This is a genomic window from Streptomyces carpinensis, assembly GCF_002154505.1.
GTDB lineage: Bacteria > Actinomycetota > Actinomycetes > Streptomycetales > Streptomycetaceae > Streptomyces > Streptomyces carpinensis.
The window spans coordinates 1-15,188 of record NZ_MUBM01000196.1; the positions used below are offsets into that span (position 1 = coordinate 1).

Sequence of the window (15,188 nt, forward strand, 5' to 3'; positions counted from 1 at the left end):
GGTGTCTCGTTGCGCGTCACGGGCAACGCCTACTCGTCCTCCGACCCCGCCCCGGGGAACACCTACGTCACCAGCATCAACGTCAACACCGGTGCCATCGCCCAGGGCCCGACCCTGGCGAAGGCGGGATCGACGCTGACCTGCCGGGAGCCCGAGGGTCTCGCCGTCTACCGCACCGACGCGGGCGAGTCCCGTCTCTTCCTCGGTTTCGCCTCCGGCGTGGAGGGCGACCGTCGCTCCAGCATCTTCTACATGAGCGCGCTCGTCTGACACGTGCGAGAAGGCGTCGGACCGGCGGCAACGCGCTGGTCCGGTGCGTCGGTTCAGGAGGCGGTGCGCACGGCGCTGACGAATCCGGCGGAGGTGGTCCACGTGGCCGGCCGGCCGTACGCGGCGGCCACCGTGGCGAGGTCGCTGACCTCGACGGACCAGCCGTGACGAGCGAGCCATTCGTGGGTGCGGGGGCCGAGTCCGCCCTTCCACAGGCCGGTGATGTGGGTCAGGGACGCATCCGGGGGAGTGGCGGTCACGTCCCGTCCCCGCTCAAGGAACAGCCGGCTCCCCGCCGCCGACAGGCTGCCCACGGTCGACAGCAGCCCCGAGGCCTCCTGAGCGGTGAGGTAGACGAGGAGTCCCTCGGCGAGCCACACGGTGGGCCGCGCCGCGTCGAAGCCGGCCCGGTTCAGCAGCTCCGGCCAGTCGTCGTGCAGCAGGTCCGCGGCCACGGCGGTGCGTTCGCAGCGGGCCGTGGCGCCCTGTTGGGCGAGGACGCGCTGCTTGAAGGCCAGCACGGGTGCGAAGTCCAGTTCGAACAGACGCGTCCCAGGCTGCCAGGGAAGCCGGTACGCGCGGGTGTCCAGGCCCGCCGCGAGGAGGACGACCTGGTCGCATCCGGCCTCGATGAGCCGGTCGTCGTAGAAGCGGGTGCGGATGATGCCGTGGAAGACGAGCCGCCTGGCGAAGCCCTCGGCGGGGCCGGCGGAGGGCATCGGCATGCCGGACGCGTCGACGAAGGCCGCGGCGTACGGGTCCCTGAAGAGCGGGTCGGGCCGGGCGCTCTCGTAGGCCCGTACCAGCGCGACGGAGAGCGCGGTGCGAGAGACGGCGCTCAAGGGTTCCGAAGTCGTCATGCCGGAAAACTACATCTGCGCAGATACATCTGTAAAGATTCATCTGTGCAGATGCATAATGTGGGCATGGACGGTGTACGGCTGCTCAGACTCGGCAAGCGCCTCACGGACCTGGGGCGGGGCGTGGTCGCGGACCCGTCCTCAGGCACGCTCACGCCCGGCGAGACCGCCGTGATCGCGGACGTGTTCAAGCATCCCGGAAGCTCGGTCCAGGACATCCGCGCCCGAACCGGCTTCGTCCAGAGCCACATCTCCACCTCGGTGCAGCGCCTGAGGGAGCGCGGCCTCCTGGACGCCACCCCCGACCCCGCCGACGGCCGCCGCACCCTGCTCAGCCTGACCGACCGGGCCCGCCGTGCCGTGCGCGAGCGTGCCACCCGACCCGCTGAGCAGGCCATCTCCGCCGCCCTGCCGGACCCCGGGCAGGCCCGCCGGGTCATCGAACTCCTCGACGAGCTCGCCGAACACCTTCTGCCGTGACCGTGGCGGGACGGCCCGCTCTGCGCGCAATCGAATACCCGTCAACTCGGTGGCACGGTGTGTCGACTGCGGCAGAGCGGTCGTCCCGTCGAGACCGGGGGAGCGGTCAGCGGCCGCGCCCGTGGAGCAGGAGGTCGGCGACCACCGGCCGGTGGTCCGATGCCACGGTCTCGGCCTCGTGCGCGCCGGTGACGGTGACGTCGGGCGAGACCGTCACGAGGTCGATGCGCTTGACCGGGTCGATCGCCGGATAGGTCTTGCCGCCGAAGGGGGCGGCATCGGACAGGGGCCCCCACAGCTTCGCGAGTTCAGGGGCGCCGGGCTCGGCGTTGAAGTCGCCGACGAGAACCTTGGGGCCGGAGTCCTCGGCGAGGATGCCCAGCATGTCGTCCACCTGGGCCCGCCGAACCGAGGGATCGGTGCGGTAGTCCAGATGGGTCGCGTAGACGTGCACGAAGGTTCCTTGGACCTGGACGGTCACCTCGGCGAAGCCCGGCGCGGGGGCCGGTACCGGGTCGGGAACCTGGGTGGACAGCCGGGTGATGTCGTGGTTCTCGGCGTCGACCACCGGATAGCGGCTCAGTACCGCCACGCCGTACTGACGCCGCTGCCCGCCCTCCGAGTCGGGTGGGAGGTCGTAGATCGGGGCGAAGTAGGCACGCATGTGCAGTCGTTCGGCCAGTTCGCGAGCCTCGTCGGTGAAGTCGCTCCGGGCGCCCCAGTGCACGTCGACCTCCTCGAGGCCGATCACGTCGGCGTGGAGATCCCGGATCGCCCCGGCGGTGCGGTCGAGGTCGAAGACACCGTCCTCGCCGGCTCCGGCGTGGATGTTGTAGGTGGCCACTCGTAGCGGCACGGGCGGTGCGGCGGATCCCGCGCCGACCGGCTCCGCCGCCGAGGCGGTCCCGGTCGAGGCCGCGCCGAGCGCGGCGACAGCGGTGAGGACGGCGGCGATCAGGGTGCGACCGGTGGACCGTAGGATCTTGCGATTCACACAAACCTCCGGATCAGACTGCGGTGAGGATACCCGTGGTGAGTGTGACAAGAGTGCCTGGAATGATGAAGTGGTGTGCGCCGCCTTGCTGTTGGAACGTAGTTTGAGCGGTGAATGATCCATGCCTCGACTGAAGACGGACGGTACCCATGACCGACCCCGCGACCACGCCCGGACCGGCGGCGCATCAGAAGATAGACACCTCGGTGCCGCACTCGGCCCGGATCTGGAACTACTGGTTGGGCGGGAAGGACAACTACCCCGTCGACGAGGAGGCCGGCGACGCGTACACCGCCGTCTTCCCCGGCATCGTCACCATCGCCCGCAGCAGCCGCGCCTTCCTGCGCCGCAACATCGAGTACCTGGTCGCCGAGGCGGGCATCCGGCAGTTCCTGGACGTGGGCACCGGGCTGCCGACGGCCGACAACACCCATGAGGTCGCCCAGCGCATCGCCCCGGAGGCCCGGATCGTCTACGTCGACAACGACCCGATGATCCTGGCCCACGCCCGGGCCCTGCTCTACTCGACCCGGGAGGGCGCGACCGCCTATGTCGACAGCAACGTGCTGGAACCGGACCGCATCCTGGCGGCCGCCGCCGAGACGCTGGACCTCACCCGCCCCACCGCTCTCATCCTCAGCAACATCCTGGGCCATGTGGCCGATTACGACCAGGCGCGCTCCATCGTCACCCACCTGATGAGCGCCCTGCCGCCCGGCAGCTACCTCTCCGTCAACGACGGTTCACGGGGCGTCGATCCGGTCTTCGAACGGGCCCAGGACGCCTACAACGAGAGCGGTGCCGTTCCGTACAACCTGCGCACCGTCGACCAGATCACCGGGTACTTCGACGGCCTGGAGCTCGTCGACCCCGGTGTCGTCTCGGTTCCCTTCTGGCGCCCGGACCCCACCGCCCCCGCGCCCGAGCCCATCGGCGAACACGGCGGTCTGGCCCGTAAGACGGCGTAGCCCGTCAACAAGTCGACACGTCGACGACACGGTCGGCAGGCCACCGGGTGCCGCCGGCCGTTGCGCCGATCGTCGTTCTGCTCAGGACCGAGCGCGCCCGCCGTCGGCGGCGCGCTCGGAGACGGCCTCGACCAGCAGCGGCAGGTAGGTCACCGCCAGCTCCTCCGGGGCGAGCCGGTCCGGTTCGACCAGGCTCTGGGCCAGGGAACCCTCGTGGACGGCCGTCGTCAGGCGGGCGAGCGACTCCAGGTCGACGGTGGGCCTGCGGCCGAGGCGGTCGAAGAGCCGGCCGAGGAGGCGGACGATCTCCTCACGCAGACGGCGGTCGTGCTCGGCCAGCGCGCGGGCCGTGGCCGGATGCCTGATGGCGTGCAGGGTGAACTCGGTGGACAGCAGATACCAGCGGCGCTCGGCCTCGTCGAGCGCGGTCATACGGTGCAGCACGGCCCGTACCGGGTCCTCCGAGGTGTCCAGTTCGTCGACCGCGGCGGTCAGCCGGTCGACGACGCTCTGCGCGTGCAGGTCGAACAGCGCGAAGAACAACTCCTCCTTGGTACGGAAGTTGGAGTAGAACGCGCCGCGCGTGAGTCCCGCGCGCTCACAGATCACCTCGATGGACGAGCCGTAGAAGCCGCGCTCGGCGAACGTCCCCTGAGCCGCCTCCAGCAACCGCGCGGTGGTCTGCGGACGGCGTTTGGTGGGCCCCTTCGGCACGGCGTTCCTCCCCGGCCACTGAATTCCCCGAGCGGTGGACTTCCCGAGTGACTGACTTCCCTGTGTGAGCCGCTTAACGATACAGCACTGCATGGGATACAGCTCTGTATCCCATCCGGCACCGCATGCCGTGCGGGACGCCCTCGGAGGGATGACCCGACCGACAGGTCATGGCCCGGCCGTAGCAGCAGGTCGTGGCTTACGCCCGGCTCAGGGTTCCGACGGCGGACGGCCGCGGGCGCGCGGATCGTCGGTCCCGGAATCGGTCCGCTCCGGGTACGCGTGCCGCGTGGCGGGCTCCTCCTCGCCTCTCCCCGGACCGTGTTCGCCGGGGGACGCCGGTCGCCAAGGGCGCAGCAGGCTCAGCGCCACGGACCCGGCCAGGACGGCGACGACGACCGTCAGGCTCACCACGGAGGGGATCTCCGGAACCGAGCTGTGGATCGTCTTGTGCGCGGCCTGGAGGATCAGCTTCACGGCGATGAAAGCCAGGATGACGGCCAGGCCCTTGCCCAGGTGGTGGAAGCGGTCCAGCATCCCGGCCAGCATGAAGTACAGCGCACGCAGACCGAGGACGGCGAAGGCGTTGCTGCTGTAGACGATGAAGGCGTCGTCGCTGACCGCCAGCACCGCCGGCACACTGTCCACGGCGAAGACCAGGTCGGCGGCCTCGATCGCGACGACCACAGCCAGCAGCGGAGTGGCGACGCGCCTGCCCGCCTCCTGGACCAGGAACCTCCCTCCGCAGTACTCCTCCCGGACAGGGACGATTCTGCGCAGCATCCGCACCGTGAGACCGTTCCGCGGATCGAAGCCCTCGTCCTCCCCGCGCAGGATCTTGTAGACGCTGTACAACAGGATCGCGGCGAAGACGAACAGCACCGCGGAGAAGCGGGTGACCACCGCGACGCCCGCGGCCAGAAAGATCCCGCGGAACACCAGCGCGCCGATGACACCGAAGAACAACACCCGGTGCTGGTGGACGCGCGGCACCCTGAAGTACCCGAAGATCAGGGCGAAGACGAACAGGTTGTCGACCGACAGGCTCTTCTCCAGCAGCCACGCGGTCGTGTACTGGACCCCCGCCGTCGTACCGAGCACGGCGAACACCACCCCGGCGAAGGCGATCGCCAGACCGACCCAGAACCCGCTCCACGCCACGGCTTCCCGGAAACCGATGACATGGCTGTCGCGATGGGCCAACAGGTCCACGGCCAACGACACGACGACGGCCGCGGCGAACGCCGACCACAGCCACAACGGGACGTCGGGCACGCTGACGCCTCCCGCAGGGCCGGCACGACAGGGACCATCCGCTCTCAGCACGAGTCTGGGACACAGGGTCACGCCTGTCCTGCCGAACCGGCGCCGCACCCTGGCCGGCGGCCGCCGGGCGGCGCCGCCCGGACCAACCGTGTCACGCGTCCGGCCGGCCGATCCGCTCCGGCCTCGGCAAGTGTGGTGAGGGGACCGACGGCGGGAGCGGCATGTGACAGGGCCTGACGATCTCCGTACCCGGCGGGCCGTGCGGACGGGCAGCAGCCTGCTGCTTCCCCTGCTCCTGCTCGTCGCCGGTGTCGCCCTGGAGGTGGCCACGCCGAGAGGCGTCAGCGCGGCCGCATGCTTCTCCGCCGCGCGTGAGATCGCTGCCCCGCCGCTGCCGCTGTCCGGCACGGTGCTCGTCGGGCTGGCGGCGTGCACCACCGACCTTCCCGTGATCGCGTACCACGGCCATCTGAAGGACCCGGGCGCTCACAGCGAATGGGTCACGGTCGCCGTGATGGTGGTCCTCGCCGTCTTTCTCAATACACCGACGCCGCAGCCTGTCACGGGCAACGGTGCAGTCGGGGCCGGCGGCGGGCCCGTAGGTGCCGAACGAGGCGACCGCCTCTCCGGCCGCCTCCCGGGTCGTCGCGTACCGGTCCAGGAACCGTCCGCCCACCGTGGTCCGTGTGCCGGTCGCCGATGTTGTCGGCCAGGGTCCGGGCGATGCCGCGGACCTGGGATGAGACATGGTGCAGGGCGCGCAGTGCCCCCCGCCGTGGACAGGCGGCTGCCCCTTCGGTACACGGCTCCGTGCGTGGCGGACCGTGTGTTCCAGCGCAGGCTTTCGCCCTCGGCGGACGTCCTCGTGCGCCTGTGTCACGCGTTCCTCACGATGCCTGCCCTCTTGCGGCCATGTGCGCGGGCGGTCGGTGTGCCGCCGCTCGTGCAGGCCGCGGGCCATGCCGTCCAGCAGTGATCCCATGGCCGCGGCGGGCTTGCGCACCGAGACGTCGGTGGCGTCCGGGTGCAGGGGCGGGAGGATCAGCGCGTTCGCCATGAGCAGGGCCGTGGCGACGGCGACGTACTGCTGCTGCGCGGGCGGCCACCATGAGGCGACCTCTCAGGACAGGAGTACGGCGATCAGGCCTTTGGCGCCCCGGGCCAGTGTGCCGGGAGCCTGTCCGCCTCGCGGCACCCGGACGGCTCTCAGCGAACGCAGGAGCCGGCTCGCCGGGTGCCGATCGGTCGGCATGAGACGGGACGAGGGCTCATGCCATGAGGCCGTGGTGCTGGGCCCACTCGATCTGGTCGAGGACCCACGCGAGACGGGCGTCCTCGTCGTGGCCTTCGGCAACCTTGACGACGCCGGAGTGTTCGCTGCTCGGAAGCGTGGCGGCGGAGGCGGCGCCCCCCATGGTGAGGAGTCCCGCCACGGCGACAGCCACGGAGGCGGCTGCGAAGGCAGCCCGACGCGCGATCCTGTGAGTCATGATCTTTCCTTCTCGGTCATCCCACGATCTGTGGACGGATCATGGTGGTTGCCCTGCTCGTGCACTGGAGTGCTCGGGCAATGGAGACAGTACTCCCGTAGTGGTTGAACGATGAACTACTTCGGAGTGTGAGGTCTGCCATGCCATGGAATGTCCGTCGGTCGGAACATCCTGGGCGGCGAAACTCTTCCCCTGCCCGGTTCGAAGATCGGGGTGCGGTGGCCGACGTCGAGGCCACGGCGGCCGCGGCGGCAGCCGCCGGGCGCAGGGACTGCCGGGTGAGAGCAGGCACTGGGCGCGAGTGAGGGCACAGGGAAGCGATCGCCTCGCCGGAGGTGATGCGCAGTCCGGCCGCGACCGCCTGCCCACCAGCCGTCCCAGCGCCGCGTGGCCGCCCAACTCGTGGAAGACGTCGGTGAGTTACGTCGGTGGCGCGTCCGCCCGGGACGCGAGCAGCGGCAGCAGGTGGCACACCCGGATCAGCGCTTCGCAGCCGTCCTCTAGAGTGCTTCAGTCCCCACACGCGCCCGTGGTCACGGCCCGGTGACGCGTGCCGACCCTGCCCAGGGGCCCGACCGAGGAGCAAGAGTGACCGACCTGGCGACCATGTCCCTGCAGCAGGAGATCGCCCGGGATCTCCAGGTGAGCGCGTCCTTCGACGCACGCGAGGAGATCGAGCGCCGGGTGGCCTTCCTCGCCGACCAGCTCACCTCGACCGGGCTGCGCTCGCTGGTGCTGGGCATCAGCGGAGGTGTGGACTCGCTGACCGCGGGCCGGCTGTGCCAGCTCGCGGTCGAACGGGTCCGTGCCGCCGGGCGGGAAGCGACGTTCTTCGCGATGCGGCTGCCGTACGGCGAGCAGGCCGACGAGAGGGACGCGCAGTCGGCGCTGGAGTTCATCCGGCCCGACCGGGTCCTGACCGTCGATGTGAAAGCGGCCAGCGACGCCGCGCTGGAGGCGGCACTGGCCGGCGGCACGGTCTTCCGCGACGCCCACCACCAGGACTTCGTGCACGGCAACATCAAGGCCCGGCAGCGCATGATCGCCCAGTATGCGGTCGCTGGCGCGCACGATGGCCTGGTCGTCGGCACCGACCACGCCGCCGAGGCGGTCTCCGGCTTCTTCACCAAGTTCGGCGACGGCGCCGCCGACGTGGTTCCGCTCACCGGCCTCACCAAGCGGCGTGTGCGGGCCGTGGCGCAGGCCCTGGGCGCCCCCTCCGCGCTCGTCCTGAAGACCCCGACCGCGGACCTGGAGACGCTGAACCCGGGCAGGCCCGACGAGGAGGCCCTCGGCGTCACCTACGACGACATCGACGACTTCCTGGAGGGAAAGCCGGTCGACGAGGCGGCATTGACGGCGATCGTCCGCCGTTACCGGCTCACCGACCACAAGCGCCGACTGCCGATCGCCCCCTGAACCAGGCCCCTCGCCGACCGGGTGCCGGGGTGACACCGGACCCGGCCGTACCCACGCAGTGCTGATGGACGGCCCCGGTCCGGCCGGCGGCCGTCCATCAGCACAGCGGCGGCAAAGGCTTTGCGGCGACGCCTTGTTCAGCATGATCTAGCCCGGAACCCCGGGTCTTCAGACCCGGGAGGAAGCGCTTCTCTGGATAGGGGGTGACCCGCACGGACGCACGGGTTTGCACGGTTGACCTCAGTCGGGACGCTTCTGGTTCTCGATGTACTCCTTGATGATCGCCAGGGGTGGGCCGCCGCAGGACGCGGCGAAGTAGGAGGGGGACCAGAAGTGGTCGCCCCACAGGTACGTGCGGATGTGGTCGGGGAACTCCTGCCGCAGACGCCGGGCGGAGACGCCCTTGAGGGAGCCGACGAGCCGGGACAGGGCGACCTTCGGCGGGTAGTGCACCAGGAGGTGGACGTGATCACGCTCGCCGTTGAACTCGACCAGTTCGGTTTCGAAGTCGGCGCAGACGGCGCGCATGATTTCTTCGCAGCGTCGAAGGATCTCGTCGGTGAACGGGCCGCGCCGGTACTTAGGGGTGAAGACCAAGTGGGCATGGAGGGCGTAGACGACCGTACGACCCCTGCGGATATTGGAATTTGGCTCCCAGCGTGGTGACATAGATCAATGTTATGATTACGGACCGTGAAGATCGTGACGCAGGTCAAGCTGATACCGGAGGCCGACCAGGCGTCCGCGCTGTCGGCGACCCTGCGCATGGTCAACGACCTGGCCAACTGGGTCTCCGACGTGGCGTTCGCCCGCGACGTGCCGCGTGAGTACGAGCTGCGCAAGCACACGTACGCCCACCTCAAAGCCTCCGGGCTGGGGGCGCAGGCTGCGCAACACGTCATCAAGAAGGTGCGCGACGCGTACACCACGCTGCACGCCAACCTCAAGGCCGGGAACCTGGGCAAGAAGGGCTCGAAGCGCCGGCGTAAGGCGGAGTCCAAGCCGATCACGTTCCGGCCCGAGGCCGCGCAGCCGTACGACGACCGGTGTTTGAGCTGGCAGTACGACCGGCAGACGGTGTCGATCTGGACCACGGCCGGGCGCCTTAAGAACGTCCGCTTCGTCTGCTCCGCCGACGCGCTCAAGGTGCTCCAGCAGTACCGCAGGGGCGAGTCGGATCTGATCGAGCGCGGCGGCGTGTTCTATCTGATCGCCACGTGCGAGGTTCCCGAGGCTGAAACGTACGAGCCGGATGGCTTCATCGGTGTGGACCTGGGCATCGTCAACATCGCCACCACGTCCACCGGCTACCAGGCCGCCGGACGCGGCCTGAACCGGTACCGCAAGCGGCAGCTTGCCCTGCGGGCCAAGCTCCAGAAGAAGCGCACCAAGAGCGCCAAGCGACGCTTGAATGGGCGCTCCCGCCGCGAGCAGCGGCACGTGAAGAACACCAACCACATCATCGCCAAGACGATCGTGACCGAGGCTGAACGCACCTCCGCCGGACTCTCCCTGGAAGAACTCAAGGGAATCCGGCAGAGGGTACGGCTCCGCAAGCCCCAACGGGTCGCACTCCACTCCTGGGCCTTCGCCCAGCTCGGAGACTTCATCGTTACAAGGCACGCCGGGCCGGTGTTCCGCTCGTGTTCGTCAACCCCGCCTACTCCTCACGGGAGTGCGCGCAGTGCGGACACGTCGACCGGCTCAACCGCACCTCCCAAGCCAAGTTCGCATGCCGGTCGTGCGGCGTCGTTGCGCACGCCGACCGGAACGCTTCCCACGTCCTCGCCCGCAGAGGCGAGGACGCGTGGACCGCGGGGCGTGAGTCACGCGTCCCTGCCACCCCATAACGGGTGTCTGGACGGAGGAGACCACCCAGCAGCCAGTTGGGCTCTACCTCCAAGCCCGGTCCTTTAGGTCCGGGTCAAGTTGACGCGGGCTGCTGCTCCTTGCTCGACTCCGATCCCGCGGCGGGCCCACTCGCCTCGCCCGTCGTGTAGAAGACGGACGTGCCCTGCTTGCTGCGCTGAGCCTGGTTCTTGGCCACCAGCCCCTCGAGCGTGGTGCGCACGACCGTCGTCTTGATCGTGCGCTCGGGGTGCCGCTGCCCCAGCTCGGTGGTGATTTCGGCAGCGGAACGCGGTTCGCGCTGCGCGGTCAGGTAATCGCGCACGATCTCGACGAGCGTGGGCCGCGTCGATGCCGAATCCGCCGACTTGCCCGCGGCCTTCGGCGTCGAGCCCTTCTTGTCGGCCGTCTTCCGGGCCGGTGCGGCGGACTTCTTCGTCGTCTGCTTGCTCCTGCCCGCCCCGGTCGCCGGGGCCGACTTCTTGCGCGGAGCCGGTACCGCCACGGCGGCCGGCTCGGGGGCGGATGTCCGGGGCGCCCCAGCCACACCCAGCGCCTGCTGGACGTTCACCAGGACGGCATGGTCCTGCTGGAGGGCGGCCAACTGCTCCTGCAGGGCCGCGATCTCCTCGCTGAGACGCTCCTGTTCCTTCACATTGCGCTCGAGGTCACCGGCCACCTGGGCGGCGTACTGCGATGTCAGGCCGGAGGCCGCCGTGTCGATCTGCGACATGATCCTCATAACCCCTTCCGGGTTCGGCGGCTCGCGTGCAGGAAGCCGGCAGACATGTGCGGAGTCAAACGCGTGTGCGCGTTCACCTGGTGCCGCACCGGCGGCGGCGGGTTACTGCTGCAAGCCGTTTTCCAGCGATAGTACGGAAGATGGACGCATGGTGGTGACGGTTGTGCAGCGCCCAACAAACTCCGGTGCCACAATGTTGCCCCGGCACCTGATGTCCTCGCCCCGCCGCTGACTCCGCGGCGCCTTCATCCGACCGGCCCTCGGCCGCAGCGGCCCGACCACTCGTCCTGCGTGGCAGCGCGCTGCGCGGCGGTCCCGACGAGGCACACTGATGACATGGGCGATGCAGGTCCGCCGGAGGCGGTGTCACGGCGATTCCCCGAGGGACCCGCGAGCGCGGCGTCGGCTCGACGGTTCGTAGGTGCGGCACTGCGCGACGTTCCGTCGGACCTGAGCCACACCGCTCAGCTCCTGGTCAGTGAGCTGGTGACCAACGCGGTGCTGCATGCGCGCACCGAGGTCGAGGTCGGGGTCCGCGTCCATGGCGGCAGGGTTCGCGTACGGGTCACCGATCAGCGGCCGAGCCGGGGACTCGTACGGCAGGACTGCCCGCCGTACGCCGGCACCGGACAGGGCCTGGCCCTGGTGGAGCACCTGGCGTCGCGCCACGGTGTGCACGCCGACGACAGGCAGAAGACGGTGTGGTTCGAGCTGTGGCCCGGCGGACCGCCACCGCCGTCGCCCGGATGGGAAGCAGGTGTCCCGCCCGGCGGCGCCGAGGAGACGGTGACGCTCGTCGATGTGCCGAGCGCCCTGTACTCGGCCACCCAGCAGCACCGGCACACGCTGCTGCGCGAACTGACCCTCGCCGCGTTCGGCGGTGACGACCTCGGCGTGCGGCCCGGGGACCTCGCCACCGCCAACGACGTCAACAACGTACTCAGCGCGTGTGTGACGGCCGCGCTGGAGGAGCCGCTCCCGGACGCGGACGTACGCTCCCTGTCCCTGGCGATGCCCGCCGACGTGGCCCCCGCGCTACTCACCCTGCGCCGCGTCCTCGACCTCGCCGAAGAGGCCGCACGGGAGGAGCGCCTCCTGACCCTGCCGGCGCTCCCGCGCAGCCGCGTCTTCCAGGAGTGGCTGTTCGACCAGATCACCTGTCAGCTGGCCGGAGACCATCCCACGGCCTGGACGGTGCTGCCCCGCGAACCGGACGTCAGCCCCTCGGAGCTGGCGGCGTGGGACGCCGGCCACCTGCGGGCCAGCACGGTCCCGACCATCGCAGCCGACGAGGGCAACCGGATCATCGCGGCCAACGGGCCGGCGGCGGACATGCTCGGCTGGCAGGTGGACGACCTCGTCGGGCGCAGGCTCACCACCCTCATCCCGGAACACCTGAGACAGCGCCACCTCGTGGCGTTCAGCTCCCTGCTGCTCACCGGCCGCACCCGCATCATGGGCCGCTCCGTGCCGCTTCCCGCACTCCACCACGACGGCCGCACGGTTCCCGTCCGTCTGCACATCCAGAACCAGGAGATGGCCGACGGGAGCACCGTCTTCGTCGCCCAGCTCACTCCCCGGGCGACCACGTCCGTCGACGCGCCGAGCCCGCCCGGCGCGGGCCGAGTGGTACGGGCCGTCCACGAACCCGGCGTGGCCCACGTGCGGGCCGTGGGCGAGCGCGGCAGGAGGACGGGCGACGCCGGTGGGGGCATGTCCGCCGTGGAACGACTCGCGCTCCTCGCGGACGCGGGGGCCGAGTTGAACAACACCCTGGACCTGGACGAAGGGCTCGCCCGCGTCGGCCGGCTCCTGACGCAACGACTCGCCGACTGGTTCGTGGTGGACCTGTTCACCGAGTACGCCCAGGTGGAGCGGGTCTGTATCGTGCGCGGCGCTCCCCGGGGGCCGCGCCCCGCGGCGTACGAGGGCAGGCTCCCGCCGCTCTCCGAGGCCTCCCGGGGCCCGCTGGCCCGGGTGCTGCGCGGGGCGGGACCACTGCTGCTCACCGAGGCTCCGCCGCCGAGCCAGGCCGAGAGCGAGCTGGACACTCACTACCGGGAACTGTTCCGGCACCTGGGTGCGGGCAGCGCCGTCGTCGCGCCGATGCGGGCCCGCCGCGAGATCTACGGGGCTCTGACCGTGACCCGTGCCCGCGGAAGGCGGCCTTTCACCGAAGAGGACCTGTCCCTGATCGACGACGTGGTGCACAGCCTGGCCCTGGGTGTGTCCAACGCGCGTCTGTACCAGGAGACCCGCAACATCGCCCAGCGCCTCCAGCGCTCCCTGCTGCCGGTGCTCCCGGACGTGGAGAACCTGCAACTGGCCGCCCGCTACGCCGCGTCCTCCACCACCGCGCAGGTCGGTGGCGACTGGTACGACAGCTTCGTCGTCCCCAGCGGCGACACCGCCGTGGTCATCGGCGACGTCACCGGACACAACCTCGACGCGGCCATCGCCATGAGCCAACTGCGCAGCATGCTCCGCGGCATCGCCGTCGACCGCCAGGAGCCGCCCGAGATGGTGCTGCGCCGCCTCGACCTGGCCAACCACAGCCTCTACCGGGAGGCCACCGCCACCTGCGTCTACGGCCTCGTCAAGGGTCCCGCGCAGGGCCCCTGGGAGCTCAGGCACTCGGCCGCCGGACATCCGCCGCCCCTGCTCACCACCCCGGAGGGCGACACCCGCTACCTGGAGAAGGGCGCGGGCCTGCTCCTCGGCATGGACCCCGATACGCCCCGCCCGACGGCCGTCGACGCCCTGCCGGCCCACTCGACGCTGCTGCTGTACACCGACGGCCTCATCGAGCGCCGCGGCGAGTCCCTCGACCGCGCACTGGCCCGCCTGCGCCGGCACGCCGCCGACCTGGCGCGCGAACCCCTCGACACCTTCTGCGACGAACTCCTGATCGGCCTCGGTGCCGACAACACCGACGACATCGCCGTCCTCGCCGTCCGGCCCACACCCGCGCCGTCCACCGACGGCTAGGCCTTCTCGTTTGGGTCATGCCGGGCTCGCGGGGTCTGGCCCGATCCAAACGAAAGAACCTAGGAGATCTCACCGCCCCGAGGACTGCCCGGATTCCTCTCGCGCCGGAGGGTGGCGTCCAGCGGCCATAGCGACGGTGCGAGCGGCACCGCTCCGACGGCCGCCGGCACCAGGAAGACACGGGTGCCGAGGCCTCGCCGCCGATGCGCCGGCGACACGCCCTCGATCGCAGTGAGCTCGGTCGGCCGGCAGTCCGACAGAAACCGGGGTCGCCCAGTCGCGCACAGAGCTGAAACGGCGTCACGGCCGCGCCCGTCACGGCCACCCACGGGTCGACGTGCGCCACCGTGCCGTCGCGCAGGGTGAAGCCGTGCGGCTGGATCCCATCGGCGCCGCCGCCAGGTCGCTCTCCGCCACCCGGTCGGACGCGTACACCGGGAGCGCTCATGGGCCGGAGAGCACGGAGCGCATCAGGACAACGGTCAGTACCCGGTTCGGACGGTCCACACCGGCGACCGCCGGAACAGCAACCCGAAGGCGTGAACCTGCATCAGGCCCGAACTGCTGACGTATCGCTTCCGAGGCCGGCCCTGCGAACTTCCCTCCCACGCCGCGATGATGGCGACGTATCACCGGGCCGCGATCCGGTCGGCAGGTGTCCGGACCAGCCCGTGGTCGCCCGTGGCCGGACGGGCCGGGGCGTCGATATCACCTTCTGTGGCCCGGACGCCGTCACCGACTCATCGACTGTCCCGGAGTTACCTCGCCCGGATGAATGGAGGGACCGTCAGTAGTCCGAATGCGACGCTCCAATGGTGCGCGCCGAGCGTTGCGCTGAAGGTGATCACGTCGCACCTGTGATCCCGACTGAGTGGGCGCCGTGCCGACTCTCGCAGTCGCGACGGAAGGATTACTCATGCGCATTACCCGTACTTTGTTCGTCTCCGCGGCGATCGCCACGGCCGTAGCGTTCTCCGCTCCGGGCGCCGGCGCCGTGGGGCTGACAGCGCTCGGCCCTTCGCAGGGCCAGACGACCCTCCACAGCACCTCCTACGGTGGTGACGAGGGCGGTCGCGGTGGTGACGAGGGTGGCCGTGGTGGTGACGAGGGTGGCCGTGGTGGTGACGAGGGTGGCCGTGGTGGTGACGA

Annotated in this window: 11 protein-coding genes and 2 pseudogenes; 6 read left to right on the top strand and 7 right to left on the bottom strand. The window is 70.3% G+C overall.

Annotation, left to right across the window (positions count from 1 at the left end):
* Positions 1 to 270 (top strand): annotated as a pseudogene (locus BZY54_RS25380) (phage baseplate protein); the annotation flags it as partial.
* A 53-nt stretch (positions 271 to 323) separates the two neighbouring features.
* On the opposite strand, the gene BZY54_RS25385 reads toward BZY54_RS25380, so the two are convergent.
* Positions 324 to 1,130, bottom strand: coding sequence for an SAM-dependent methyltransferase (locus BZY54_RS25385; RefSeq protein ID WP_086727648.1), 807 nt, complete (start codon positions 1,128 to 1,130; stop codon positions 324 to 326).
* 66 nt (positions 1,131 to 1,196) lie between these two features.
* Between BZY54_RS25385 and BZY54_RS25390 the strand changes: the two genes are divergently transcribed.
* On the top strand, positions 1,197 to 1,610 hold the full coding sequence (locus BZY54_RS25390; RefSeq protein WP_086727649.1) for a MarR family winged helix-turn-helix transcriptional regulator: 414 nt from the start codon (positions 1,197 to 1,199) through the stop codon (positions 1,608 to 1,610).
* 106 nt (positions 1,611 to 1,716) lie between these two features.
* On the opposite strand, the gene BZY54_RS25395 is transcribed toward BZY54_RS25390, so the two are convergent.
* The gene (locus BZY54_RS25395; protein ID WP_086727650.1) at positions 1,717 to 2,604 is read right to left on the bottom strand and encodes an endonuclease/exonuclease/phosphatase family protein; all 888 of its coding nucleotides are present in this window, start codon (positions 2,602 to 2,604) and stop codon (positions 1,717 to 1,719) included.
* A 149-nt stretch (positions 2,605 to 2,753) separates the two neighbouring features.
* On the opposite strand from BZY54_RS25395, the gene BZY54_RS25400 reads away from it, so the two are divergent.
* Positions 2,754 to 3,572, top strand: coding sequence for an SAM-dependent methyltransferase (locus BZY54_RS25400; protein ID WP_086727651.1), 819 nt, complete (start codon positions 2,754 to 2,756; stop codon positions 3,570 to 3,572).
* A gap of 81 nt (positions 3,573 to 3,653) precedes the next feature.
* Here the strand turns inward: BZY54_RS25400 and BZY54_RS25405 are convergent, their stop codons facing one another.
* The 3 genes from BZY54_RS25405 to BZY54_RS25425 form a co-directional block, all read right to left on the bottom strand.
* Complete coding sequence (locus tag BZY54_RS25405; RefSeq protein WP_086727652.1) at positions 3,654 to 4,286, bottom strand: TetR/AcrR family transcriptional regulator; 633 nt, start codon at positions 4,284 to 4,286, stop codon at positions 3,654 to 3,656.
* Between the two features lie 210 nt (positions 4,287 to 4,496).
* The gene (locus BZY54_RS25410) at positions 4,497 to 5,561 is read right to left on the bottom strand and encodes a TerC family protein (RefSeq protein ID WP_086727653.1); all 1,065 of its coding nucleotides are present in this window, start codon (positions 5,559 to 5,561) and stop codon (positions 4,497 to 4,499) included.
* Between the two features lie 1,259 nt (positions 5,562 to 6,820).
* Positions 6,821 to 7,042 carry a hypothetical protein gene (locus BZY54_RS25425; protein ID WP_086727656.1) on the bottom strand — a complete coding sequence of 74 codons (222 nt, stop codon included), beginning with the start codon at positions 7,040 to 7,042 and terminating at the stop codon, positions 6,821 to 6,823.
* 588 nt (positions 7,043 to 7,630) lie between these two features.
* Between BZY54_RS25425 and nadE the strand changes: the two genes are divergently transcribed.
* Complete coding sequence (gene nadE / locus BZY54_RS25430; RefSeq protein ID WP_086727657.1) at positions 7,631 to 8,461, top strand: ammonia-dependent NAD(+) synthetase; 831 nt, start codon at positions 7,631 to 7,633, stop codon at positions 8,459 to 8,461.
* Positions 8,462 to 8,701: 240 nt separating this feature from the next.
* Here nadE and tnpA read toward each other — a convergent pair whose 3' ends face one another.
* A complete protein-coding gene (gene tnpA, locus BZY54_RS25435) occupies positions 8,702 to 9,130 on the bottom strand; it encodes an IS200/IS605 family transposase (protein ID WP_086727658.1) in 429 nt (142 codons plus the stop codon).
* Positions 9,131 to 9,154: 24 nt separating this feature from the next.
* On the opposite strand from tnpA, the pseudogene BZY54_RS25440 reads away from it, so the two are divergent.
* Positions 9,155 to 10,311, top strand: a pseudogene (locus BZY54_RS25440) (RNA-guided endonuclease InsQ/TnpB family protein).
* A gap of 74 nt (positions 10,312 to 10,385) precedes the next feature.
* Here the strand turns inward: BZY54_RS25440 and BZY54_RS25445 are convergent.
* The gene (locus BZY54_RS25445; protein WP_086727680.1) at positions 10,386 to 11,042 is read right to left on the bottom strand and encodes a hypothetical protein; all 657 of its coding nucleotides are present in this window, start codon (positions 11,040 to 11,042) and stop codon (positions 10,386 to 10,388) included.
* Between the two features lie 345 nt (positions 11,043 to 11,387).
* Here BZY54_RS25445 and BZY54_RS25450 point away from each other — a divergent pair, with 345 nt between their 5' ends.
* Complete coding sequence (locus BZY54_RS25450; protein WP_086727659.1) at positions 11,388 to 14,039, top strand: SpoIIE family protein phosphatase; 2,652 nt, start codon at positions 11,388 to 11,390, stop codon at positions 14,037 to 14,039.
* Positions 14,040 to 15,188: the final 1,149 nt, after the last annotated feature.

Coding starts and splice junctions, on each gene's coding strand:
- BZY54_RS25385 (WP_086727648.1), bottom strand. CDS start 1,130: ATGACGACTTCGGAACCCTTGAGCGCCGTCTCTCGCACCGCGCTCTCC.
- BZY54_RS25390 (WP_086727649.1), top strand. CDS start 1,197: ATGGACGGTGTACGGCTGCTCAGACTCGGCAAGCGCCTCACGGACCTG.
- BZY54_RS25400 (WP_086727651.1), top strand. CDS start 2,754: ATGACCGACCCCGCGACCACGCCCGGACCGGCGGCGCATCAGAAGATA.
- BZY54_RS25425 (WP_086727656.1), bottom strand. CDS start 7,042: ATGACTCACAGGATCGCGCGTCGGGCTGCCTTCGCAGCCGCCTCCGTG.
- tnpA (WP_086727658.1), bottom strand. CDS start 9,130: ATGTCACCACGCTGGGAGCCAAATTCCAATATCCGCAGGGGTCGTACG.
- BZY54_RS25445 (WP_086727680.1), bottom strand. CDS start 11,042: ATGTCGCAGATCGACACGGCGGCCTCCGGCCTGACATCGCAGTACGCC.
- BZY54_RS25450 (WP_086727659.1), top strand. CDS start 11,388: ATGGGCGATGCAGGTCCGCCGGAGGCGGTGTCACGGCGATTCCCCGAG.